A 21,812-nucleotide genomic window follows, 5' to 3' on the forward strand; every position below is an offset into this window, starting at 1 on the left:
CAGCCCCTCTCCCACAGGGAGAGGGTGGCATTTATTATGGCATATGCTCAAGCTTCAGGTATTCCTCGCTCTGCATCTCCTGCAGGCGCGAGAGGCAGCGCTGGAACTCAAACTTCAGCCTTTCCCCCTGGTAGATCTCATATAAAGGTACCTCGGCGCTGACCACCAGCTTGACGTGACGCTCATAAAACTCGTCCACCAGCGCAATGAAGCGCCGTGCTTCGCTCTCCATCAGCCGGGTCATCACCGGCACATCCAGCACCATCACGGTGTGGAACAGACGCGAAAGTGCAATGTAGTCATGCTGACTGCGGGCATCAACGCAGAGCGTCGTAAAGGAGACCGCCAGCGTTTGGTTCTCAACACCGAGGGTGGGCAACGGGCGATGGTTAATCTCAAGTTCCGGGGCATGTTCGCGTTTTGCCCCCGCCAGCGCCAGCCACAGTTTGTCCATCTGGCGGGTGGTCTCGGTGTTTAACGGTGAAAGCCACAGGTGCGCCTGGGTCAACGTGCGCAGGCGGTAATCCACCCCGGCATCCACGTTCATGATGTCGCAGTGTTGCTTGATGGCGTCAATCGCAGGCAGGAAGCGAGCCCGCTGCAGGCCATTGCGGTACAGCTCGTCCGGCGGGATATTCGAGGTGGCAACCAGCGTAATCCCGCGGGCAAATAACGCTTTCATCAGGCCGCCTAACAGCATGGCATCGGTGATATCAGAGACAAAAAACTCATCAAAGCAGAGCACGTCCGTTTCCGCCTTGAATCTGTCGGCCACAATCTCCAGGGGATCGCTTTTACCCTGCAGCGCCGTCAGCTCTTCATGCACCCGCAGCATAAAACGATGGAAGTGCAGACGCTGTTTACGCGCCCCCGGCAGGCTCAGATAGAACAGATCCATCAGCCAGGTTTTTCCCCGCCCGACACCGCCCCACATATATAAACCGCGCACCGGCGTGTGCTCTGGTGGTGCTTTTTTACCGAGTAACCGCCCAAACGCCGCCTTTAGCCCACTGCTCTGCTCTGTTTCAGCGGGTCTGGCCGTGAGCGCCTGATAAATCATCTCCAGACGGCTCACCGCCTCACGTTGAACGTCATCCGGCTGATGCGTGCCCTCGTTAAGGGCCAGTTGATATCGTGATGCAGGGGACAGGTTTTGCATAATCTTATTGTTATTCCTTCAATTAACGCTCATCAGCAGGCGTGACTGATGAAAAAAAGGCCGTTCTACACTACGCGATGATACGTCAGGATTCCACTTCTGCGGAAATAGCGGTTATAGTGGCATTATCAGGCACAGGCAGGAGCCGAGCCAACACCCTACGGAACAACAAGACAACGGGAGAAGTTCATGACCTGGGAATATGCGCTAATCGGTTTAGTCGTCGGCATCGTCATTGGTGCTGTGGCCATGCGTTTCGGTAACCGCAAATTGCGTCAGCAGCAGTCACTGCAGTACGAACTGGAAAAGAACAAAGCCGAGCTGGAAGAGTATCGTGAAGAGCTGGTCAGCCACTTTGCCCGTAGCGCCGAGCTGCTGGACAACATGGCGACCGACTATCGTCAGCTGTATCAACATATGGCCAAAAGCTCCAGCAGCCTGCTGCCGGAAATGACGGCGGAAACCAACCCGTTCCGCAACCGTCTGGCAGACTCTGAAGCCGGTAACGATCAGGCCCCTGTCCAGATGCCTCGCGACTATTCAGATGGCGCGTCCGGCCTGCTGCGCGGCGGTGTAAAACGCGATTAATCGCACAACCTGAATTTATTTTACGGGCGCAGCGATTGCGCCCGTCCTTTCTTCATGACCCCAGCTATCATTTAGTTAAACACCTCATTGTTCAGCGGTTTAAAATTCAATAACATCAACGTGTTTTTAGGGCCGTTTTTCCTTTATTCCAGGTTACGAGAGTCAACATCGATGAAGAAAAAAAACCAGCTGTTGAGCGCTATCGCGTTAAGTGTCGGGTTATCTCTCTCGGCGTCCTTCCCCGTAGTGGCCGCCATTCCCTCCCAGGTGCCCGGGCAAGCGGCCGTTCCAAGCCTCGCCCCCATGCTGGAAAAAGTGTTGCCGGCGGTCGTTAGCGTACAGGTTGAAGGCACGGCCGTACAAAGCCAACGCGTCCCTGAAGAACTGAAAAAATATTTTGGCGATGAGGCTCCCGACCAGCAGGCTCAGCCTTTTGAAGGCCTGGGTTCAGGCGTCATTATTGATGCAGCCAAAGGCTATATTCTGACTAACAACCATGTTATCAGCCAGGCTGATAAAATCAGCGTTCTGCTTAATGATGGGCGCGAGTTTGATGCCAAACTGATTGGCGGCGATGACCAGAGCGACATCGCGCTGTTGCAGGTGCAAAACCCCAGTAATCTGACCCAGATTGCCATCGCGGATTCCGACAAACTGCGCGTCGGTGATTTTGCCGTCGCCGTGGGCAACCCCTTTGGTTTAGGGCAGACCGCGACGTCCGGGATCGTCTCGGCGCTGGGCCGCAGCGGCCTGAATCTGGAAGGGCTGGAAAACTTTATCCAGACCGATGCCTCAATCAACCGCGGGAACTCCGGCGGGGCATTGCTCAACCTTAACGGCGAGCTGATTGGAATCAACACTGCGATCCTGGCCCCGGGCGGCGGCAGCATTGGGATCGGTTTTGCTATTCCGAGCAATATGGCCAAAACCCTGGCGCAGCAGCTCATCCAGTTCGGCGAGGTCAAACGTGGGCTGCTGGGTATCAAAGGAATGGAGATGAGCGCGGATATTGCGAAGGCGTTCAATATTAACGTGCAGCGCGGGGCGTTCGTCAGTGAAGTGCTGCCAAACTCCGGCTCGGCAAAAGCGGGCGTGAAGTCGGGGGACGTGATCGTCAGCCTGAACGATAAACCGCTGAGCAGCTTTGCAGAACTGCGCTCGCGGATTGCCACAACCGAACCCGGCGCCAAAGTGAAGCTGGGCCTGATCCGCGACGGCAAGCCGCTCAGTGTTGAAGTGACGCTGGATAAGAGCACCTCTTCCTCCGCCAGTGCGGAGCTTATCGCTCCAGCGCTACAGGGGGCTACGTTGAGCGACGGGCAGTTGAAAGACGGAACGAAGGGGATCACCATCGACACCGTTGAGAAGAGCAGCCCTGCCGCACAGGCCGGATTGCATCAGGATGACGTTATCATTGGTGTAAACCGTAATCGCGTGCAGTCCATTGCTGAACTGCGCAAGCTGCTGGAAAGTAAACCGGCTGTGATTGCCCTGCAGGTTATGCGTGGCAATGAGTCTATCTATATTCTGTTGCGCTAAGCATTTGCGATCCCGGACATCACCGCTGCGTGTGATGTCCGGATAACTCATGTTATGCTGCAAATCGTTCCTTTTTTCACGACACGCGCATCATGCTTTTAAAGCTCTTACGTTCTATTGTCATCGGTTTGATTGTCGCTGGCCTGCTGCTGCTGGCGTTGCCGTCTTTACGTCAGTTCAATAAACTGTCGGCTCCCCAGTTTGATAGCACGGATGAAACACCGGCCACCTATAACCAGGCCGTTCGCCGTGCCGCACCTGCCGTCGTCAACGTCTATAACCGTGGTCTGAATACCTCAGCCCATAACCAGCTGGAGATCCGTACCCTCGGCTCCGGGGTGATTATGGACGAGCGGGGCTACATTATTACCAACAAGCATGTGATTAATGATGCCGATCAGATCATCGTCGCCCTGCAGGATGGCCGCGTGTTTGAGGCGTTACTTGTGGGGTCGGATAGCCTGACCGACCTGGCTGTTCTGAAAATTAACGCTACGGGCGGTTTACCGGTTATCCCGATCAACCGTAAACGTACCCCGCATATTGGTGACGTCGTACTGGCTATCGGCAACCCTTACAACCTGGGCCAGACTATCACCCAGGGGATTATCAGCGCGACCGGTCGTATTGGTCTCAACCCATCGGGACGGCAGAACTTTCTGCAAACCGATGCCTCAATCAACCACGGTAACTCCGGTGGCGCGCTGGTCAACTCGCTGGGTGAGCTGATGGGCATCAATACCCTCTCGTTCGATAAGAGTAACGACGGAGAGACGCCGGAAGGGATCGGCTTTGCCATTCCGTTCCAGCTGGCAACCAAAATTATGGATAAGCTGATCCGCGATGGCCGTGTGATCCGCGGCTATATCGGTATCGGCGGCCGTGAAATTGCGCCTATGCATACCCAGGGCGGCGGTATCGATCAGATTCAGGGCATCGTGGTCAACGAGGTGGCTCCGGGTGGTCCGGCGGCTAACGCGGGAATTCAGGTCAATGATGTCATTGTGTCGGTCAACGGCACGCCAGCGGTTTCTGCGCTGGAGACCATGGACCAGGTGGCAGAAATTCGCCCGGGTTCCATCATCCCTGTTGAAGTCATGCGCAACGATAAGAAACTGACGCTGCATGTGACCATTCAGGAATACCCGGCCACCAACTGACAGCCATAAAAAAACCGAAGCCAGTAAGTGCTTCGGTTTTTTTGCCGGGTGGCGCTAACGCTTACCCGGCCTACAAAAGCGGGTTCGTTTTACTTGTTAACGAACTCTTCGCCCAGGGTGATATCTTTCTTCAGCGTATCCAGCATGCCTTCCATCGCGTGTTGTTCAAACGCGCTCAGCGTGCCAATCGGCTTACGCTCTTCGATACCGTTTTTACCCAGCAGCAGCGGCTGAGAGAAGAAACGAGCGTGTTCGCCATCACCTTCAACGTAAGCGCATTCAACCACGCCTTTCTCGCCCTGCAGCGCACGAACCAGTGACAGACCGAAGCGCGCAGCCGCCTGGCCCATAGACAGAGTTGCAGAACCGCCACCCGCCTTCGCTTCCACCACTTCGGTGCCCGCGTTCTGGATGCGTTTGGTCAGATCAGCCACTTCCTGCTCGGTGAAGCTCACGCCAGGGATCTGTGACAGCAGAGGCAGAATGGTGACGCCAGAGTGTCCGCCAATGACCGGGACTTCAATGTCAGTTGGCTGTTTGCCTTTCAGCTCAGCAACAAACGTGTTGGAGCGGATGATATCCAGCGTGGTCACGCCGAACAGTTTGTTCTTGTCGTAAACACCCGCTTTCTTCAGCACTTCTGCCGCGATAGCAACGGTGGTGTTCACCGGGTTAGTGATGATACCGATGCACGCTTTCGGGCAGACTTCTGCGATCTGCTGCACCAGGTTTTTCACGATGCCCGCGTTGACGTTGAACAGGTCTGAACGATCCATGCCTGGCTTACGCGCCACGCCTGCAGAAATCAGCACCACGTCTGCACCCTGCAGGGCAGGACGCGCGTCTTCACCGGAGAAGCCTTTGATTTTTACAGCGGTCGGGATGTGGCTCAGGTCAACCGCCACACCTGGGGTTACCGGAGCAATATCGTACAGGGAGAGTTCTGAGCCTGAAGGCAGTTGGGTTTTCAGTAGTAGGGCAAGCGCCTGGCCGATACCACCAGCAGCGCCGAGGACTGCGACTTTCATCCTAAACTCCTTATTATGGTTAACTTAAGTATCTGTAAATCCGTTGCGGCGACCATAATTCAGCAAGTGTTTAATTACAATTTTCGTAGCTAAAGAATTTGAGGTCGCGCGACTTTATCTCTCTTCAGATGGCTCTGACGACAGACGGCAACGCATTAAGAGGGGGTTACAATACACCCTGCCCCGCCACCAAAACAACATCATTTTGATAACATTTAATTTACTTTTAAGCTTATTTGCGTGGCGTGACCCAGGCATGTTTTCTGATAACGAAATCTGATAAAATCACTCCCTTTCATAACATTATTTCAGGCTGCTGCCTGGTAGATAATTTGCATAAAAATTCATCCACATGCATAATAATGTTGTTTCTATCGTCATATTCCGGGTGACTTATGCGAAGCTCGTCTAAGCAAGAAGAATTAGTCAAGGCGTTCAAAGCGCTACTCAAAGAAGAGAAATTCAGTTCTCAGGGAGAAATTGTTCAGGCGCTGCAGGAACAAGGCTTCGATAACATCAATCAGTCGAAAGTCTCCCGCATGTTAACCAAGTTTGGTGCGGTACGTACCCGCAATGCCAAAATGGAGATGGTCTATTGCCTGCCTGCGGAACTTGGCGTGCCAACCACCTCCAGCCCGCTCAAGAACCTGGTTCTCGATATCGACTACAACGACGCCGTTGTGGTGATCCACACAAGCCCGGGTGCTGCGCAGCTGATTGCCCGCATGCTGGACTCGTTGGGTAAAACGGAGGGTATTCTCGGCACCATCGCCGGTGATGACACCATCTTTACCACTCCGGCTAATGGATTCTCGGTGAAAGACCTCCACGAAGCGATTCTGGTGCTGTTCGAACAGGAACTGTAATCCTCTCTCCCCGTAGCACCGCTGCGGGGATCGTTCTGCTCCCCCTCTTTTTCTCCCGCTATTCCACTGCCCCTGCTTTGACAAATAGTGCTTTTTACCACCCTTTTACATTCACTTGGTGAATGCTAAATCAAAAAATCGCACAAAATATCAAAATCAAATATCCATATGATTTAATTAGAGATAACCACGCCTGGCGGACGAAAAACAGTCAATCTTATGCGTTTTGGTTATTAAAAAAAGACCGGTTAACACGTAATAACAATAGAAACCATTAGTCTGGTATTAATTTTTTCCGTTATTAGTGTATACTTGATTTTGTGATGAGGGTCACGAAACAAGACCCCACTAAAAAATTCGACGAGGTAAAGAATCATGAAAATCAAAACCACTGTAGCGACGCTGAGCGTCCTGTCTGTCCTGTCATTCGGTGCTTTCGCAGCGGACTCCATCAATGCCGAACAGGCGCAATCCCGCCAGGCAATCGGTACGGTTTCTGTCGGCGCGATCGGCACGTCTCCGATGGACATGCATGAAATGCTGAACAAAAAAGCGGAAGAACAGGGTGCGTCATCCTATCGCATCATTGAAGCGCGTTCAGGTGACCACTGGCACGCTACTGCTGAGCTGTATAAATAAGTTTTAGTAATAACTGAATACGTAAATCTCCACTCAACGGCACCAGGCATAAAAATAGCGGTTCAACCCTTCTCGCCGTTGAGCAAAACCTCTTCAGGAGTAAAGACTATGAAAACTAAATTGATCATCGCAACCCTCGGTCTGGCATCGGTTCTCTCTTTCGGCGCAAGCGCAGCCGTTCAGCAGGTGAACGCAGACCAGGCACAAAATCTGCAGCCTATGGGCAGTGTGTCCGTAACATCCGTTACCGGCTCGCCGATGGATATTCGTTCCGAACTTGCCGCCAAAGCTGAAAAAGCAGGCGCCAGCAGCTATCGTGTCACCGAACTGAATCAGGGTGACCACTGGCATGCTACGGCAGAACTGTACAAATAAACCCTCGTCGTATCTCATCATACGACTTGCCCCTGGCCTCATGGTCAGGGGCTTTTTTTATCTCTTTCAATGCCGCGCGTTAAAACGCAGTTGTCCTTCCAGCTCTTCTTCCGCCTCATCGAACAGTAATATCAGTGCGCCAAAACGTCTGCGCAGCTTATCGGGCAAATGGATGAACTCGATCTCCAGCGGTAGCGGCAACAGGCTACCGGTCACCACATCCCACAGCGTATCCAGATTCGTCACGCTTTGCCGTTCAAGATCAAACACCCGGATAAATTCACGATAGAAGTCTTCCTGACTGTCGATCTCGTCAAAATCAAAGGTATAGGTTTTCATTGCCAGCCACCCAGTCCAGGCGAGCGGCATCTGCCGCCCTGTCTATTATAATCCCCCGATATGCAGGGTTTTCACTTCCAGATACTCTTCCAGCCCCAGTACGGAGCCCTCACGTCCCAGCCCTGACTCTTTGACGCCACCAAATGGCCCCAGCTCCGTGGAGACGGCGCACTCGTTAATGCCAATCATCCCGCTCTCGATGGCCTGCGAAACGCGGAATACCCGCGAGAGGTTCTGGGTGTAGAAGTAAGCCGCCAGCCCATACGGCGTGTTGTTGGCACGCTGTATCACTTCATCTTCCGAGGTGAAACGGAAGCAGGCCGCCACGGGGCCAAACGTCTCTTCTTCCGCCAGTTTCATCCCTTCATGGCAGTCACCCAGTACGGTTGGCATCCAGAAGTTCCCGCCCAGCGGGTGCGGTTTGCCGCCCGCCAGAACGGTCGCGCCCCGGGCAACAGCATCCTCAACGTGCTCGCGTACTTTGTTCACCGCCGAAGGTTCGATCAGCGGGCCAACGACAACCCCCTCCTCCAGGCCATTCCCGACTTTCAGCGCCGTGACCGCATCGGCCAGTTTATTGACAAACTTGTCGTAGACGGTTTCCTGAATATAGAAGCGGTTAACGCTGACGCAGACCTGCCCGGCATTACGGAATTTATTGGCGATGGCCCCTTTAACAGCCGCGTCGATGTCCGCATCCTCAAACACGATATACGCCGCATTTCCCCCCAGCTCCATGGAGACTTTCTTCATGGTTTCTGCGGCGTTACGCACCAGCGTTTTGCCAACGGCGGTCGAACCGGTAAAGGAAATTTTGCGCACCTCCCGGCTTGCCATAATCGCATCGCTGATCTCATGCGTATTCCCGGCCACGGCGTTAAGGACGCCGTCAGGCACACCGGCCTGTTTTGCCAGCGTAAGCAGCGCAAAAGCACTGAGCGGTGTGTTATTTGCCGGTTTGATGACCCCGGTACATCCCGCAGCCAGGGCCGGACCTAACTTGCGAGTGAGCATCGCCATCGGGAAGTTCCACGGCGTAATCGCCGCAACCACACCCACGGGTTCCCGGGTCGCCAGAATGCGCGAGCCGGGTTTGATCGGCGGAATAATTTCCCCGTTTGCGCGCTTGGCTTCTTCAGCAAACCACTGGATAAAGCTGGCAGCGTACTCTACTTCGCCTTCCGCTTCTTTCAGGGGTTTACCCTGCTCGGTCGTCATTAAGCGACCGAGCCAGCTTTTATTCTCAATAATCAGCTCGTACCAACGATAGAGAATGGCAGAGCGCTCCTTCGCGGTTTTGGCGCGCCATGCCGGGAAGGCTTTAGCGGCCGCTGCGATAGCGTCTTCGGTTTCCGCTTTGCCGGCTTTCGCCACTCTGGCGATGACCTCACCGGTCGCGGGGTTCAGCACATCAAACGTTGTGTCCAACGTTTTCCAGATCCCGTTGACCAGATAACCGGTCTGAAAAAGAATGTGGTCCTGTAGCGCCTGGGTCGTCATATGCCCTCCCTTTCTGAAATGTAAGAACATGCTGGAATTAAGTATAGCCACAAAAAAACCGACGCTTTTGGCGTCGGCTTTTTTACTTCAGTCAGTTATCCGTGAGGGCATTCTGGTAGCGATGTAGCATAAAGACCAGCCGTCCTACCGGCTCGGTCACCTGAGGCGGTGCTTCCCAGACCTTAAGCTTCTCCTGGTAGATATCGAGCTCCTCCAGCAGCTGCGTAAAGTAACGACGCCGTTTGTCGTCACTGCTGGCGGACAATACGTGGTCGGCAGTGCGACGCAGCTGACGGTGCCAGGCCGACAGATCGTCGTTAATCGGCACCGGCGCGTTACGCAGGCGCTGGTGTGCAATGATCATGGTCAGCGCCAGGCGGAACTTGGCGATATCGCCCGGGAACTTGTTCAGCAGTAAAAACAGCTGCTGATAGAGTGCGGGCAGGTGGTTCTCTTTCCGACGCGCCGTATTGGTGGTCATGGACGACACGGCAGCCGATACAAACTGGTTCAATAACACGCGTCCCGTTCTTGCCTGTGAGTTATCCCGTACCAGCAGAATAACCATCATCGCCAGGAAACAGCCCACCAGCTGGCCTAACGCGCTGTCGAGAAACTGGCTGAAATGGAAGGTCATCGGGTTATCCAGCACAATAATGTTAATCGTGCTCGCCAGCGCCCCCAGCGATCCGAGACGTCGTTTTTGCACCTCAATGCCGATAAAGAACGCCATCACCGCCAGGCTAATACAGAGCAGCAGCATACTCTGCTGGGTAGACGGAATGATCACCAGGAAGTAAAGCGCACCTATCGGCAATGCGGCGATGGTGCCGTACAGGAAATCAATGGCGACCATACGCGGGTTAGGCAGGCGCATCGCAAGGGCGGTAACGACGGCAATCATCACCATCGCGCCGCTGCCGGAGGTCCAGCCCGTCCACAGCCAGAACAGCGTGCCGAGCATGCAGGCCAGCGTCGTACGCCAGAAGTTGACCATCGCATGATGACGCTCGGCAGATTCCGCCTTGATCACCACTTCCCCCTGCAGTACCTCTTCTTCCGCCGCGCTGATTTTGGTGTTACCGATCACGCCGCGTTTCAGCAACAGGTAGCGCGTCGCAGCGCCGACCCAGGTGTAGATCGTCACGGGCGTATCGCGCTCCCCGGTCCAGGCGATGACCCGGCGCATGCGCTTAAGCTGCTTGTGCACGTCCTGCACCGTTTCCACCGGTTCGGCAAACAATTCGCGGAAGGTATCAGTGACCGCTTCCGGTCGGGTGTTTTGAATGAGGTAGGTTTCGCACGCCTGGGTGATAAGCGTTAATGAGACGGTGTTGAGCGCTTTAAGGCGACGGTTGGCGCGCGCCCAGCGCGACGACTCCATATTGAGGTTGCTGCGCATCCCTTCCAGGGCCTGCGTACGGCGGACCAGACCGCTCCAGGCTTTATCTACCTCTTCACTGTCACCGTGCTTAATGCATAGCTGCATCAGCTGGTACTGGGCCACAATCAGCGCGTCGAGCTCGCGATCTACTTCCTGTTTAATCGAGCGCGGAGAAAAAAGCAGGTCAGCGACAATGGCGCTGACGATACCAATCACAATCTCACTGCAGCGTTCAACCGCAAACTGCGGCGCGAGCAGCGGCTCGGACTGAATGGTGATGACAATAATCAGCGCAGTATAGCCCGCCAGTCCCCAGGCATAGGAGTTCTCGACCTTCACCAGCGAGGAGATCCAGGTACAGAACCCCGCCCAGATGCAGCACACCATCAGCATCAGCAGCGGCGTGCGGATCATCAGAATAATAATGGTGAGCGCCGCGAAACAGCCGATGAACGTCCCGATGATACGCAGCATCCCGCGATAGCGGATCGCGCCTGAATAGGGCTCCCCACCCGCGGCAAAGGCTGGGCCCGCCGCGACAATCGCCGCCGTCAGCACCGCCCAGCGAGGGGTTTCAAGCTGGAAGTGGAAGCCCACAAACAGCGCCAGCACAATGGCACACGCCAGCTTCACAGCGAAGCGAATGTGCTGGCTGGCGATGGAAAAGATACCCATAGCGGTTAACCAAACTCGCGCAGGCGATGGGCAATTTTACGGAAGAATGAGTCCTGGCTGGCGTCCCGGTCTTTTTCCCCGGTGATCACCACCGTCGCCGTGGTACCGGCAGGCCACACATTACCCTGCTGTTCGTCCAGGTGGATACGCACCGGCACACGCTGGGCCAGACGTACCCACTCAAGGTTGGAATCGACGGTCGCCATCCCTTTTGCATCGTTAGAGCTGCTGGAGTTGGTCACCCCTGCCGCGACGCTGTCCACGGTACCTTTAAAGACGCGGTTGCTGCCAAGCGGCGTGATTTCCGCCCTAAAACCGGGACGTACGCCTTCCAGCTTAGTCTCTTCCATATAGGCGAGCACGTAGAAGGAGTTCTGTTTCACCAGCGCCACAGCGGTTGAGCCGCGGGTGATAAATTCTCCGGCATAGACATTCAGGTTGGTCACCCAGCCGTCAGCGGGCGCACGGATCACGGTGCGCTCCAGATCAAGCTTCGCCAGATCGCGCGTCGCCTGCGCTTTCGCCAGCTGGTGCAGTACGGTTTGCAGCACGTTGTTGGACTGATCAATCTCTTCGCGGGACATCGCCTGAACGCCCAGCTGATTACGACGCCCTGCCTCACGACGTTTCTCTGCGGCCAGCGCCTGGTAATAGGCTACGTCCGCTTCCGCTTCTTCCAGCGCTTTCTGGTAACGCGGCTGGTCGATAGTGAACAGCACCTGGTCTTTCTTCACTAACTGGTTATCGTGAACGTTAACCGCCGTGATAAGCCCGGCCACGTCGGGAGCGATCGCCACGACATCCGCGCTGAAACGCGCGTCACGCGTCCACGGCGATTCGGTGTAATAGACCCAGGCGCGAAAAATAGCGATGAACGCGAGGATAACCAGCGCCATGGTGATGGCGGTGCGGGAGATTTTTCTTGTTAGCGTTTTCACATCAACCTCAGACAAACATGCGCGATATCAGGTAAAACAGGCAGCAATACAGCGCGGTATTGAACAATGCAGGATGCCAGACGAAATCGTAGATCCCGGTAGGAACCAGCACCTTGCGCACCAGCCAGAAAATCGCCAGTGATAAAAGCAGCTCGAAAAATATCGGTGGGAACGACAGACCGAACACCACGATAACGGGAAACAGACTCATGTTGACCTTGATAAGCGAGAGTGCAGGCTTCAGAATTTTTTAGCGTACGCCACCGCAGGAGAGCAAGAAACGCCGGGCGGGAATGGCGCAGCCGTTATGTAATTAATAATATATTAACGTAACTGTTATGCTGTTATCTATAATATGTGATCTAAATCACTTTTAAGCCAGAGTGAACAATGGAACGTTTAAAACGCATGTCGGTCTTCGCCAAAGTGGTAGAACTGGGCTCTTTTACCGCGGCGGCACGCCAGCTTCAAATGAGCGTCTCATCCATCAGCCAGACAGTGTCCAAACTGGAAGATGAGCTTCAGGTCAAGCTGCTCAACCGCAGTACCCGCAGCATTGGGCTGACGGAAGCGGGTAAAATTTACTATCAGGGCTGTCGCCGCATGCTGCATGAGGTGCAGGATGTTCACGAGCAACTCTACGCCTTTAACAACACGCCTATTGGCACCCTGCGCATTGGTTGTTCTTCAACTATGGCACAAAATGTTCTCGCCGCCATGACCGCGGATATGCTGAAAGAATACCCGGGGCTGACCGTCAATCTGGTGACGGGTATTCCGGCGCCGGATCTGATTGCCGACGGGCTGGATGTGGTGATCCGCGTCGGTGCATTACAGGATTCCAGCCTGTTCTCGCGTCGGCTGGGCAGCATGCCGATGGTGGTCTGCGCCTCAAAAAGCTATCTGGCGCAGTACGGTGTCCCTGAGAAACCCGCCGATCTCAGCAACCACTCGTGGCTGGAGTACAGCGTACGGCCCGACAATGAATTTGAGCTGATTGCCCCGGAAGGGATCTCCACCCGACTGCTGCCGGAAGGCCGGTTTGTGACCAACGACCCGATGACCATTTCGCGCTGGCTGGTGGCCGGGGCCGGGATCGCCTACGTGCCGCTGATGTGGGTGATCAACGAGATCAACAGCGGCGTGCTGGAGATCCTGTTCCCGCGCTATCAATCCGATCCGCGCCCGGTGTACGCCCTGTATACCGAAAAAGACAAGCTGCCGCTCAAGGTACAGGTATGTATTAACTATCTGACCGACTATTTTGTGGACGTGGCAGAGCTGTTTCAGGGGATGCGGGGAAGAAGAAAGGAATAAGTGATTAATTTCTGAAATATCCACGCCATTAATATTTCAGGATGAAGCAGACCTTCATCCAGGAATATTCTTTTGCCACTATCAGGAATAGCGAATTGACACTGCCGCCGCCTGCCCTTTACCTTAATAACAGTCTGGTATTCAGACTGTTATTAATTTGTTGCTGATTTGAATAATAAAATGTATTCCGCAGGATGACGTTAAACAAGGAAAAGAAATGAATATATTTGAACAAACACCGCCGTCACGCAGGCGCTATGGACTCGCCGCGTTCATCGGTTTGATTGCAGGGATGGTCTCCGCGTTTGTCAAATGGGGTGCCGAGGTCCCCCTCCCGCCACGAAGCCCCACCGATTTATTCACCGCCGCCTGTGGGCCGGAGCAATTAATAAGAGCCGCGGGTCAGATTGATTGCTCCCGTAATTTTTTAAACCCACCCTATGTTTTTTTACGCGACTGGCTGGGCGTCGTTGATCCTAACGCGGCGGTTTATACCTTTGCCGGACATATATTTAACTGGGTTGGTGTAACACATATTATTTTCTCCGTTGTCTTCGCGGTGGGATATTGTGTAGTTGCTGAAGTCTTTCCGAAAATTAAACTCTGGCAGGGTTTGCTGGCGGGTGCATTAGCCCAGCTTTTTGTTCATATGATCTCCTTCCCGCTGATGGGGCTGACACCACCGCTGTTTACACTTCCCTGGTATGAGCACGTGTCAGAGATCGTAGGTCATCTGGTCTGGTTCTGGTCGATCGAGATCATTCGTCGCGATTTACGCAACCGCATCACCCACGAGCCGGATCCGGAGATACCGCTGGGTCACTTACGTTAAAAAAAAGGCGCTACCCGGTAGCGCCTGTTTTTTATGTGAACGCAGGTCAGGCCGTACCGCCCACCGTCAGGTTGTCCACTTTCAGCGTTGGCTGGCCCACGCCAACCGGCAGGCTCTGGCCCTCTTTACCGCAGACGCCGACGCCGTTATCGAGCCTGAGATCGTTTCCGACCATAGAGATCTGCTGCATGGCTTCAATACCGGAGCCAATCAGCGTTGCGCCTTTCACCGCTTTGGTCACTTTGCCTTTCTCGATCAGGTACGCTTCTGACGTGGAGAAGACGAACTTCCCGGAAGTGATGTCCACCTGGCCACCGCCAAAGTTTGGCGCAAAGATACCGTAATCAACGGATTCGATAATCTCCTGTGGCGTCGATTTGCCCGGCAGCATATAGGTATTGGTCATGCGCGGCATTGGCAGGTGCGCATAGGATTCACGACGGCCATTACCCGTTGGCGCAACGCCCATCAGGCGCGCGTTGAGTTTGTCCTGCATGTAGCCTTTCAGCACGCCGTTTTCAATCAGCACATTGTACTGGCCTGGGGTGCCCTCATCGTCGATAGCTACCGAGCCACGACGATCGCGCAGGGTACCGTCATCCACCACGGTGCACAGCTCAGAGGAGACAAGTTGCCCGATCTGACCGCTGAATACGGACGTACCGCGGCGGTTAAAATCGCCTTCCAGACCGTGTCCTACCGCTTCGTGCAACAGCACGCCCGGCCAGCCGGCACCCAGCACCACCGGGAATGACCCCGCCGGTGCTGCGACAGCATTCAGATTCACCAGCGCCATGCGCACGGCTTCTTTTGCCCACGCGTCAGCGCGCGCTTCACCGTCAACATCCCCCAGGAACCAGTCATAGCCGAAACGACCGCCGCCGCCGCTGGAGCCGCGCTCGCGTTTGCCATCATCATCGACCTGCACGCTGATGGAGAGACGCACCAGCGGACGCACATCCGCCGCCAGGGTACCGTCAGTGGCCGCAACCAGAATCAACTCGTACACACCGCTCAGGCTGGCTGAGACCTCCTGCACGCGTTTATCGGCAGCACGCGCCACTTTGTCCACACGGCGCAGGATATCCAGCTTCTCTTCACGGCTCATGCTCTGCAGCGGATCGATGGTGGTATAGAGCGCAGAGTGCGACACTTCACCCAGAGTTTTCACGCGACCATCGCCGGTATCACGCACAATGGTACGCGCGGCCTGCGCGCTCTGCTCAAGTGCGGTCAGGCTAATCTGATCGGCATAGGCAAAACCGGTTTTCTCGCCGCTGACGGCACGAACACCCACGCCCTGATCGATGTTATAAGAGCCATCTTTGATGATGCTGTCTTCTAAAACCCAGGATTCGTGATAGCTCGACTGGAAATAGAGATCGCCGTAGTCGAGACGGCGTTCGGTCAGTTGACCAAGAATGGAGAACAGGTCCTGATGGCTCAGGCCGTTCGCTGCGAGCAAATGTTCACTTACCAGGTTCAGACTCATCGTATTGCTACTCGTTCGTTGCCGCCCGTGGCGGTATAAAGATCGTATTTATTGAGAGTGAGGCAATTACCTGCCCACGTCAAATCATTGCTGTGCATCTTTGCGCGGCTGGCGCAGCACCTCGTTAATCTGCGGTTTATCCACCGGACCGGTAATGCGGTAGCGCAGAATGGAGACCTTGCTCCACAGCGGCCCCAGCACTTTGCTGGCGGCAAACACCGCCGCACCGACAATCGGGTTCACCACAAAGGCCGCCGCCACACCCACGCTGGCGGAAATTTCCGGCGCCACCACGGCTTCCATATCCAGCTCGCGACGCACGAGGTTGACCGAGCCTTTCATGGCGATATCCGCTTCGAGGCCGTCCACCAGCGTGTCGTCCGTATGCATCACGCCGTCCTTGATCCACGCCGTACTGCGGATGGAGTCGTAGTAGAACCCTTCGCTGAAGGTATCGCTGAAATCGAAGCGCAGCTTGCGCAGCAGCGCATCAAAGCTCAGCAGGCGCAGGATCTGCCCTGCACGCCCCGTGCTCACATCAGCAATTTCACCTTTGCCGAAGCGGGTTTTCAGAATGCCGTTCAGCGAAGCCTCATCCGGCTTCCACGGTGCGTCACGCCAGTGAAGATCGTAATCGACGTCAAATGACGAACCGCGCAGCGGTGTACTGATACCAAAGAAATTGGTGGCCGCATCCAGTTTGTTACCTTTAATGTCGCCTTTCAGAGACGTTCGTTGTTCCCCGGGATTATTCACCCATTCCCCTGCGGCGGTCATGCGACCAAAACCGGTATCAACCAGGCCGCCGGAGAGCTTCAGCGTGTTTCCATCAATGGCGAAATCACCGTCGATACGGCCATATTTTTGCCCCCACAGCCAGCACTCCGCACAGCGCAGCTGGAGATCGTGCCAGCCGCTAAAATCAACGCGGGATGTTTTGCTCAACGGCGATGTCTCGGCCGGCGAGTTTTTCCCGCTCGCGCTTGCCGGGTTGTAATAGAGATAGCGGATCGCCGCTTGCCATGGGGCGTTATCACGCATGGTCAGCGTACCGTTGATCTCCCTGCCCTGAGCCTCCACTTTCGAGCCGTTAGCGGTGGGCTGAGACACGATGCTCAGGTTGTTCCACTGCTGCCCGCCCAGCATCAGCGACGGGGTGCGTACGGTAATGGTTTGCGGGAACTGGGCCGATTCATCAACGTTTTGCCCCACACCTTTCTGGAACAGTGCCAGCCATTCTGCACCGTCCATTGGCGGGAGATTAAGCTCAATGCCCGACTGCTGCGGCAGCGGTGGCGTGGAGCGGCTATCCGTCGTCCAGATGGCTTTATCGAGGGTGAGCTTGCGGTTAAGCAGCCAACGGCTGTTGAAGTGGTTCATCCCGCCCGCGTTTCCGGTCAGCTCGAAGCTGTTCAGGTTGCCGTCAACGTTCAGCTTCACCGGCAGCGGCTGTCCGGGCTGTTTATCCAGCGGTGCTGGCAGCTGGCTCTGCAGGTTTTTCAGATCGCCCGTAATGTCGACCTGATAACGCGCCTCCGCGTGATAAGGCAGATCGATTGCAACCTTACCCTGCCAGGCGACCGCGCCATTCACTGACGCCTCAATCGGCTTCGGAAGGACATCCATGCGCGATGGCTGCCAGTTACCGTTCAGATTGACGGCCACCTGATACGCCTTTTCCCCCTCGGTCGTCGAGAAGTCAATATTCACAGGCTGATTAAACCAGCTGGCGGTCAGCGGCTCGCTTTTCAGGTTACCGTTCTCAAAACTGAACTGCCCGCTGAGGTTTTTCAGGGTGCTCTCAAGGGGTTTGATATACAGACTGTTGTTCTTCAGACGGACGTCGCCTTTGGCGGTAGTCATTTCGCCGTCCAGCGGAATATCAAGATGTAAGCGAGCATTCACATCGCCATCAAGCTGGAGCTGCTGCAGCGTCGCCGCCAGCGACGCTTTTAGCGGCGTCTCCTCAAAATAGGGCCCCACGGCTTTACCCGGACCGTTGATGTCGGCATCAATCAGCAGTTTCTCTTTTGAATAGTCGGGGATGTTTGCCGTCAGGTTGCTGGCCGTCACGCCGCCCAGCGCCACGTTGTCTGACTTCATCCACAATCCGTCATTGAGGAAATTAAGCTCAATGTCCAGGTTTTTCAGCGCCGGCCAGCCCGGCTGGAACGCGAAGGTGGCGTTGTGTAACGGCACCAGTACCTGGAACTGACCTTCATTATGTTTGTACGGGAAAAGATGTGGATTGCCACCGTAAACCAGCGTGGCATTATCGGCCTGACCGCCCTGAATGGCACCGCTCAGATAATCTACCAGCGCTTTACCCATCAGGTTTTCCGGGAAATAACGCCAGGCCTGAGAGCCATCATTGGTACTGATCCCCGCCAGGATCCCCAGCCAGGGTTCATCACCTGCTGGCTGCAGATAGCGGAAATCGCCACGGGCATGTACGGCTTTGGCTTTAACGTCGATATGGCGGCCATCAAGCTGGAAACCTTTATCGTTACGGAGCCAGTTAAGCACCGCGTTGCCCTGTTCAATTTCCAGCGGCGCGCGGAACACCGTCTCGTAAGGCATTCTGGCGTCGTGCATATCAACCGTCAGCCGGCCGTCTTCCACGCTGCCTTCCAGCTTGCCGCTAAAGTGTTCCGCCCCCGGCAGCAGCTTCCACTGCTTCCAGGCAAGATCTTTCCACGAGGCCTGAAAACGGGTCTTTTCCGTTGCCTGCAGCGGGATGTCGAGCGCCAGGGCGTCTATCTTCCCGCTCGGCTGCGTGGCCAGCCAAATCTCACCGAGATCCGGGGAGAGCTTTGCGGCCATCGAGCGCAGGCCTTCAATGGCACCGAGATCCAGATTGCTGGCGCGGATGCGCAGTTCATCGCTGCGTTTGTTTGCCACGCCGCCGACATCCTGCTCCGGCATCCAGGCCAGCGTCAGCGCGCCGCGCGGCCAGGCCTTGCCGTCCATGGTGATACGCGTATCCGGAATGGCGAACTGCCACCCCTCTTTCTCCTGGGTTACGTGCGCCGTAAGGTTATCTACGGAAAGCTGGTGCTGCTGGTTTTCACCTTTCCAGCTTGCGCCACCCTGCTTGAGCCAGATATCCCCGCTGGCAAATTCGCCTTTCGTCAGGGTCAGCCAGCCTTCAAGGCTGAAACGGGCGGTTTCCAGCTGCATATTCTGCTGGATCCACTCCCCCAGCCACGGCTTCACATCCACATCGTCAGCCTGCAGCCAGACTTTGCCGTTGTTGAGCAGACCGTCATCATCCCTCAGATCCATGCGTACCTGCATGACGCCGTGCTGACCGTTCAGGCTGGAGAGACTCACCTGCCCTTCAGCGCGGTGCCGGTTTCTGCCATTGAGCCAGGTCAGCTGTGGGATCGCCAGTTCCGCGCGCTGTCCAGAGAGGGTAATAAAGCTCACCTCGCTGTCGCGCAGATCGAAATGATCGAACTGGCGCAGGAAAAGATCGCTAAATCGGTTGGCCTCAAGCCCCTGACTGCTGTCGCCACCCGAGATGGGGGTATTGGTCAGAAACTGGAGCTGATAAAAGGTGAGATCGCGAAACTGCCAGCGCAGATGCAGCAGGCTTTGCCAGACATCGAGCGCCAGGGTCACGCGTTTGATTTTGAGGTGGCCGCCATCTTTCAGGCTGGCATTGATATCCCGGGCATCGAGCGTCGGGCCAAAGTTCTGCCAGCTGGCGCTTATCTGGCTGACGTCCACCGGCACGCCGGTGGTGGATTCGATTTTTGCCAGCAGTTGCGGACGCCAGCTGTCCAGATGCGGTAAAACGAGGCGTAGCCCACTCACGAGCAACGCGACAATCACGACCAGCGTTGCCCCTGTAAGCAATAAAATCCCCGGCAATCGCCTCACGCATCTCTCCTTGTCAGCTTTGGTCACACAGCGAACTGCGTCTTACATCATCACGACGTCGAACTGCTCCTGGTTATAGAGCGGTTCAATTTGTACTTTTACCTGTTTGCCGACAAAAATTTCCACCTCCGCCAGCGCATGTGACTCTTCGCCTTTCAGCGCTTCAGCCACCGCAGGGGAAGCATAGACCAGAAAACGATCGGAGTCGTAGGCATGATGAACGCGGACGATTTCACGCATAATTTCGTAGCAGACGGTCTCAACCGTCTTTACCGTTCCGCGTCCATGGCAGGTTGGGCATTCATTACACAGCACATGCTCCACGCTTTCACGGGTACGCTTACGCGTCATTTCCACCAGCCCCAGCTGTGAGAACCCGTTGATGCTGGTCTTCACGCGATCCTTACTCAGCGCCTGCTCAAGCGAGTGCAGCACGCGGCGGCGATGGTCTTCATTACTCATATCGATAAAGTCGATGATGATAATGCCGCCCAGATTACGCAGACGAAGCTGGCGCGCAATGGCCTGCGTGGCTTCGATGTTGGTGTTAAAGATGGTGTCATCCAGGTTGCGATGGCCGACAAACGCGCCGGTATTGATATCGACGGTGGTCATCGCCTCGGTCTGATCGATGATCAGGTACCCGCCAGATTTCAGCTCGACCTTACGCTCCAGCGCACGCTGGATCTCGTTTTCGACATCATACAGATCGAAGATCGGCTGACGCCCCGTGTAATGCTCCAGCAGGCCTGGCATCTCCGGAATGTACTCGGCGGTAAATTCCAGCAGGGCTTCGTAAGTCAGGCGAGAGTCTACGCGAATGCGGTCAAGCTGCGCATCGGCAAAGTCACGGAGAACACGCTGAGCAAGGGCCAGCTCACCATAGAGCTGGCAGCGGGTCTGATTGCGTTTTTTACGCTCCATCACTTTGGTCCAGACGCGCTTCAGGTACGCCGCGTCGGACGCCAGGTCTTCTTCGCTGATCCCTTCCGCGGCGGTACGGATGATAAATCCGCCCTGTTCATCGCAGTACGCACTGACCACTTTTTTAAGGCGCTCACGCTCGCTTTCGCTCTCAATACGCTGCGAAACGCCCACGTGCGACGCGCCAGGCATAAAGACCAGATAACGGGAAGGTAAGGTGATGTCGGTGGTCAGACGGGCGCCTTTAGTGCCGAGGGGATCTTTCACCACCTGCACCATCAGATCCTGTCCCTGACGCACCAGCTCAGAAATATCGCGCACGGCAAACTGCTTTTGCTCTTCGCCAGCGACGCACTCGGTGTGCGGCATAATATCGGAGGCATGTAAAAATGCCGCCTTATCCAGTCCAATATCTACAAAAGCCGCCTGCATACCCGGTAGTACACGACTGACACGACCTTTGTAGATATTGCCTACTATTCCGCGCCGCGCTTCACGCTCAATATGAATTTCCTGAAGAATGCCACCATCAATGTAGGCCACACGGGTTTCCGATGGCGTTACGTTTACCAACAATTCAGCCGTCATAATTATCCCTTCCCTCACGCAGTGAGTTAAAATTGCTCAGCAACTCATACGTTTCCACCAGCGGTAAGCCGACTACGGCGTGATAGCTGCCATTAATCTTCCTGACAAAACAGCCACCCAGCCCCTGAATACCGTATGCACCTGCCTTATCCATCGGTTCACCGCTGGCAATATAAGCGGCGATCTCGTCGTCGGTAAGTACTCTGAATGTCACATCCGTCACCACCAGGCAATCCAGCACGTGCTGACGGTCAGCCAGCGCGACCGCTGTCATCACCTGATGCGTTTGTCCGGACATTTTGCGCAGCATGCGCGCCGCATGATCGGCGTCGCAGGGTTTCTCAAGCACTTCACCGTTAAGGATAACGATGGTATCTGCTCCCAGCACGGGAAGATCGCGCGGTACACTGGCGACGCCAGCCTGCGCTTTCTCGCGCGCCAGGCGCGACACGTACTGTTGAGCACTTTCGCCCTCGGCACGTTTTTCTTCAATGCCGGTCACGATGCGTTCAAAAGATACCCCTAACTGCGTCAGGAGTTCCTGGCGGCGCGGGGAGCCGGAAGCGAGATACAAAGACGTCATA

Annotated in this window: 19 protein-coding genes; 8 read left to right on the top strand and 11 right to left on the bottom strand. The window is 55.4% G+C overall.

The window, feature by feature from the left end; genetic code table 11:
* Nucleotides 1-34: 34 nt before the first annotated feature.
* The gene (zapE, locus tag EKN83_RS20275) at nucleotides 35-1,159 is read right to left on the bottom strand and encodes a cell division protein ZapE (protein ID WP_045284729.1); all 1,125 of its coding nucleotides are present in this window, start codon (nucleotides 1,157-1,159) and stop codon (nucleotides 35-37) included.
* A 189-nt stretch (nucleotides 1,160-1,348) separates the two neighbouring features.
* On the opposite strand from zapE, the gene zapG reads away from it, so the two are divergent.
* The 3 genes from zapG to degS all read left to right on the top strand — a co-directional run bounded on the left by zapG (nucleotide 1,349) and on the right by degS (nucleotide 4,446).
* Nucleotides 1,349-1,747: a Z-ring associated protein ZapG gene (zapG, locus tag EKN83_RS20280; RefSeq protein WP_008502832.1), complete on the top strand. Its 399-nt coding sequence runs from the start codon at nucleotides 1,349-1,351 to the stop codon at nucleotides 1,745-1,747.
* Nucleotides 1,748-1,918: 171 nt separating this feature from the next.
* The gene (gene degQ / locus EKN83_RS20285; RefSeq protein ID WP_025756671.1) at nucleotides 1,919-3,286 is read left to right on the top strand and encodes a serine endoprotease DegQ; all 1,368 of its coding nucleotides are present in this window, start codon (nucleotides 1,919-1,921) and stop codon (nucleotides 3,284-3,286) included.
* Nucleotides 3,287-3,378: 92 nt separating this feature from the next.
* The gene (degS, locus tag EKN83_RS20290) at nucleotides 3,379-4,446 is read left to right on the top strand and encodes an outer membrane-stress sensor serine endopeptidase DegS (protein ID WP_045284728.1); all 1,068 of its coding nucleotides are present in this window, start codon (nucleotides 3,379-3,381) and stop codon (nucleotides 4,444-4,446) included.
* Nucleotides 4,447-4,535: 89 nt separating this feature from the next.
* On the opposite strand, the gene mdh is transcribed toward degS, so the two are convergent.
* Nucleotides 4,536-5,474: a malate dehydrogenase gene (gene mdh, locus EKN83_RS20295; RefSeq protein ID WP_025756669.1), complete on the bottom strand. Its 939-nt coding sequence runs from the start codon at nucleotides 5,472-5,474 to the stop codon at nucleotides 4,536-4,538.
* 395 nt (nucleotides 5,475-5,869) lie between these two features.
* Here mdh and argR point away from each other — a divergent pair, with 395 nt between their 5' ends.
* The 3 genes from argR (at nucleotide 5,870) to yhcN (EKN83_RS20310) (ending at nucleotide 7,354) form a co-directional block, all read left to right on the top strand.
* Nucleotides 5,870-6,340 carry a transcriptional regulator ArgR gene (gene argR, locus EKN83_RS20300; RefSeq protein WP_025756668.1) on the top strand — a complete coding sequence of 157 codons (471 nt, stop codon included), beginning with the start codon at nucleotides 5,870-5,872 and terminating at the stop codon, nucleotides 6,338-6,340.
* Nucleotides 6,341-6,715: 375 nt separating this feature from the next.
* Nucleotides 6,716-6,979 carry a peroxide/acid stress response protein YhcN gene (gene yhcN / locus EKN83_RS20305; protein ID WP_025756667.1) on the top strand — a complete coding sequence of 88 codons (264 nt, stop codon included), beginning with the start codon at nucleotides 6,716-6,718 and terminating at the stop codon, nucleotides 6,977-6,979.
* 108 nt (nucleotides 6,980-7,087) lie between these two features.
* Nucleotides 7,088-7,354, top strand: coding sequence for a peroxide/acid stress response protein YhcN (gene yhcN, locus EKN83_RS20310; RefSeq protein WP_045284727.1), 267 nt, complete (start codon nucleotides 7,088-7,090; stop codon nucleotides 7,352-7,354).
* 66 nt (nucleotides 7,355-7,420) lie between these two features.
* On the opposite strand, the gene EKN83_RS20315 is transcribed toward yhcN (EKN83_RS20310), so the two are convergent.
* The 5 genes from EKN83_RS20315 to aaeX all read right to left on the bottom strand — a co-directional run bounded on the left by EKN83_RS20315 (nucleotide 7,421) and on the right by aaeX (nucleotide 12,401).
* Entirely contained in the window at nucleotides 7,421-7,693 is a 273-nt protein-coding gene (locus tag EKN83_RS20315) for a barstar family protein (protein WP_025756665.1), read from the bottom strand.
* A 45-nt stretch (nucleotides 7,694-7,738) separates the two neighbouring features.
* Nucleotides 7,739-9,193 carry an NAD-dependent succinate-semialdehyde dehydrogenase gene (locus EKN83_RS20320; protein WP_126801581.1) on the bottom strand — a complete coding sequence of 485 codons (1,455 nt, stop codon included), beginning with the start codon at nucleotides 9,191-9,193 and terminating at the stop codon, nucleotides 7,739-7,741.
* Between the two features lie 91 nt (nucleotides 9,194-9,284).
* Nucleotides 9,285-11,252 (bottom strand): p-hydroxybenzoic acid efflux pump subunit AaeB, encoded by a 1,968-nt coding sequence (gene aaeB / locus EKN83_RS20325; RefSeq protein ID WP_045284725.1) that lies wholly within the window; start codon nucleotides 11,250-11,252, stop codon nucleotides 9,285-9,287.
* A gap of 5 nt (nucleotides 11,253-11,257) precedes the next feature.
* The gene (gene aaeA / locus EKN83_RS20330) at nucleotides 11,258-12,190 is read right to left on the bottom strand and encodes a p-hydroxybenzoic acid efflux pump subunit AaeA (RefSeq protein WP_045284724.1); all 933 of its coding nucleotides are present in this window, start codon (nucleotides 12,188-12,190) and stop codon (nucleotides 11,258-11,260) included.
* A 7-nt stretch (nucleotides 12,191-12,197) separates the two neighbouring features.
* Nucleotides 12,198-12,401: a p-hydroxybenzoic acid efflux pump operon protein AaeX gene (gene aaeX, locus EKN83_RS20335; RefSeq protein WP_003860416.1), complete on the bottom strand. Its 204-nt coding sequence runs from the start codon at nucleotides 12,399-12,401 to the stop codon at nucleotides 12,198-12,200.
* 179 nt (nucleotides 12,402-12,580) lie between these two features.
* Here aaeX and aaeR point away from each other — a divergent pair, with 179 nt between their 5' ends.
* Both aaeR and EKN83_RS20345 read left to right on the top strand, forming a co-directional pair.
* Entirely contained in the window at nucleotides 12,581-13,507 is a 927-nt protein-coding gene (gene aaeR, locus EKN83_RS20340) for an HTH-type transcriptional activator AaeR (RefSeq protein ID WP_045284722.1), read from the top strand.
* A gap of 217 nt (nucleotides 13,508-13,724) precedes the next feature.
* Nucleotides 13,725-14,339, top strand: a complete 615-nt coding sequence (locus EKN83_RS20345) for a YagU family protein (RefSeq protein ID WP_126801582.1) — start codon at nucleotides 13,725-13,727, stop codon at nucleotides 14,337-14,339.
* Between the two features lie 46 nt (nucleotides 14,340-14,385).
* Here EKN83_RS20345 and tldD read toward each other — a convergent pair whose 3' ends face one another.
* From tldD to EKN83_RS20365, 4 genes are all read right to left on the bottom strand, one after another.
* Nucleotides 14,386-15,831, bottom strand: coding sequence for a metalloprotease TldD (tldD, locus tag EKN83_RS20350; protein ID WP_025756662.1), 1,446 nt, complete (start codon nucleotides 15,829-15,831; stop codon nucleotides 14,386-14,388).
* Between the two features lie 84 nt (nucleotides 15,832-15,915).
* Nucleotides 15,916-19,716 carry an AsmA2 domain-containing protein YhdP gene (gene yhdP, locus EKN83_RS20355; RefSeq protein ID WP_126801583.1) on the bottom strand — a complete coding sequence of 1,267 codons (3,801 nt, stop codon included), beginning with the start codon at nucleotides 19,714-19,716 and terminating at the stop codon, nucleotides 15,916-15,918.
* Nucleotides 19,717-19,758: 42 nt separating this feature from the next.
* Nucleotides 19,759-21,228 (bottom strand): ribonuclease G, encoded by a 1,470-nt coding sequence (gene rng, locus EKN83_RS20360; RefSeq protein ID WP_025756660.1) that lies wholly within the window; start codon nucleotides 21,226-21,228, stop codon nucleotides 19,759-19,761.
* A complete protein-coding gene (locus EKN83_RS20365; protein ID WP_095452370.1) occupies nucleotides 21,218-21,811 on the bottom strand; it encodes a Maf family protein in 594 nt (197 codons plus the stop codon). Before EKN83_RS20365 ends, rng begins: the two co-directional genes overlap by 11 nt.
* Between the last annotated feature and the right edge of the window lies 1 nt (nucleotide 21,812).

The organism is Enterobacter sp. WCHEn090032, assembly GCF_003986875.1.
GTDB lineage: Bacteria > Pseudomonadota > Gammaproteobacteria > Enterobacterales > Enterobacteriaceae > Enterobacter > Enterobacter sichuanensis.

Bases quoted from the DNA above. Each gene is read 5' to 3' on its own strand.
- zapE (WP_045284729.1), bottom strand. From the start codon at position 1,159: ATGCAAAACCTGTCCCCTGCATCACGATATCAACTGGCCCTTAACGAG.
- EKN83_RS20345 (WP_126801582.1), top strand. From the start codon at position 13,725: ATGAATATATTTGAACAAACACCGCCGTCACGCAGGCGCTATGGACTC.
- tldD (WP_025756662.1), bottom strand. From the start codon at position 15,831: ATGAGTCTGAACCTGGTAAGTGAACATTTGCTCGCAGCGAACGGCCTG.
- degQ (WP_025756671.1), top strand. From the start codon at position 1,919: ATGAAGAAAAAAAACCAGCTGTTGAGCGCTATCGCGTTAAGTGTCGGG.
- mdh (WP_025756669.1), bottom strand. From the start codon at position 5,474: ATGAAAGTCGCAGTCCTCGGCGCTGCTGGTGGTATCGGCCAGGCGCTT.
- aaeX (WP_003860416.1), bottom strand. From the start codon at position 12,401: ATGAGTCTGTTTCCCGTTATCGTGGTGTTCGGTCTGTCGTTCCCACCG.
- EKN83_RS20315 (WP_025756665.1), bottom strand. From the start codon at position 7,693: ATGAAAACCTATACCTTTGATTTTGACGAGATCGACAGTCAGGAAGAC.
- rng (WP_025756660.1), bottom strand. From the start codon at position 21,228: ATGACGGCTGAATTGTTGGTAAACGTAACGCCATCGGAAACCCGTGTG.
- aaeR (WP_045284722.1), top strand. From the start codon at position 12,581: ATGGAACGTTTAAAACGCATGTCGGTCTTCGCCAAAGTGGTAGAACTG.
- aaeB (WP_045284725.1), bottom strand. From the start codon at position 11,252: ATGGGTATCTTTTCCATCGCCAGCCAGCACATTCGCTTCGCTGTGAAG.
- zapG (WP_008502832.1), top strand. From the start codon at position 1,349: ATGACCTGGGAATATGCGCTAATCGGTTTAGTCGTCGGCATCGTCATT.
- yhcN (WP_045284727.1), top strand. From the start codon at position 7,088: ATGAAAACTAAATTGATCATCGCAACCCTCGGTCTGGCATCGGTTCTC.
- EKN83_RS20365 (WP_095452370.1), bottom strand. From the start codon at position 21,811: ATGACGTCTTTGTATCTCGCTTCCGGCTCCCCGCGCCGCCAGGAACTC.
- argR (WP_025756668.1), top strand. From the start codon at position 5,870: ATGCGAAGCTCGTCTAAGCAAGAAGAATTAGTCAAGGCGTTCAAAGCG.
- yhcN (WP_025756667.1), top strand. From the start codon at position 6,716: ATGAAAATCAAAACCACTGTAGCGACGCTGAGCGTCCTGTCTGTCCTG.
- degS (WP_045284728.1), top strand. From the start codon at position 3,379: ATGCTTTTAAAGCTCTTACGTTCTATTGTCATCGGTTTGATTGTCGCT.
- EKN83_RS20320 (WP_126801581.1), bottom strand. From the start codon at position 9,193: ATGACGACCCAGGCGCTACAGGACCACATTCTTTTTCAGACCGGTTAT.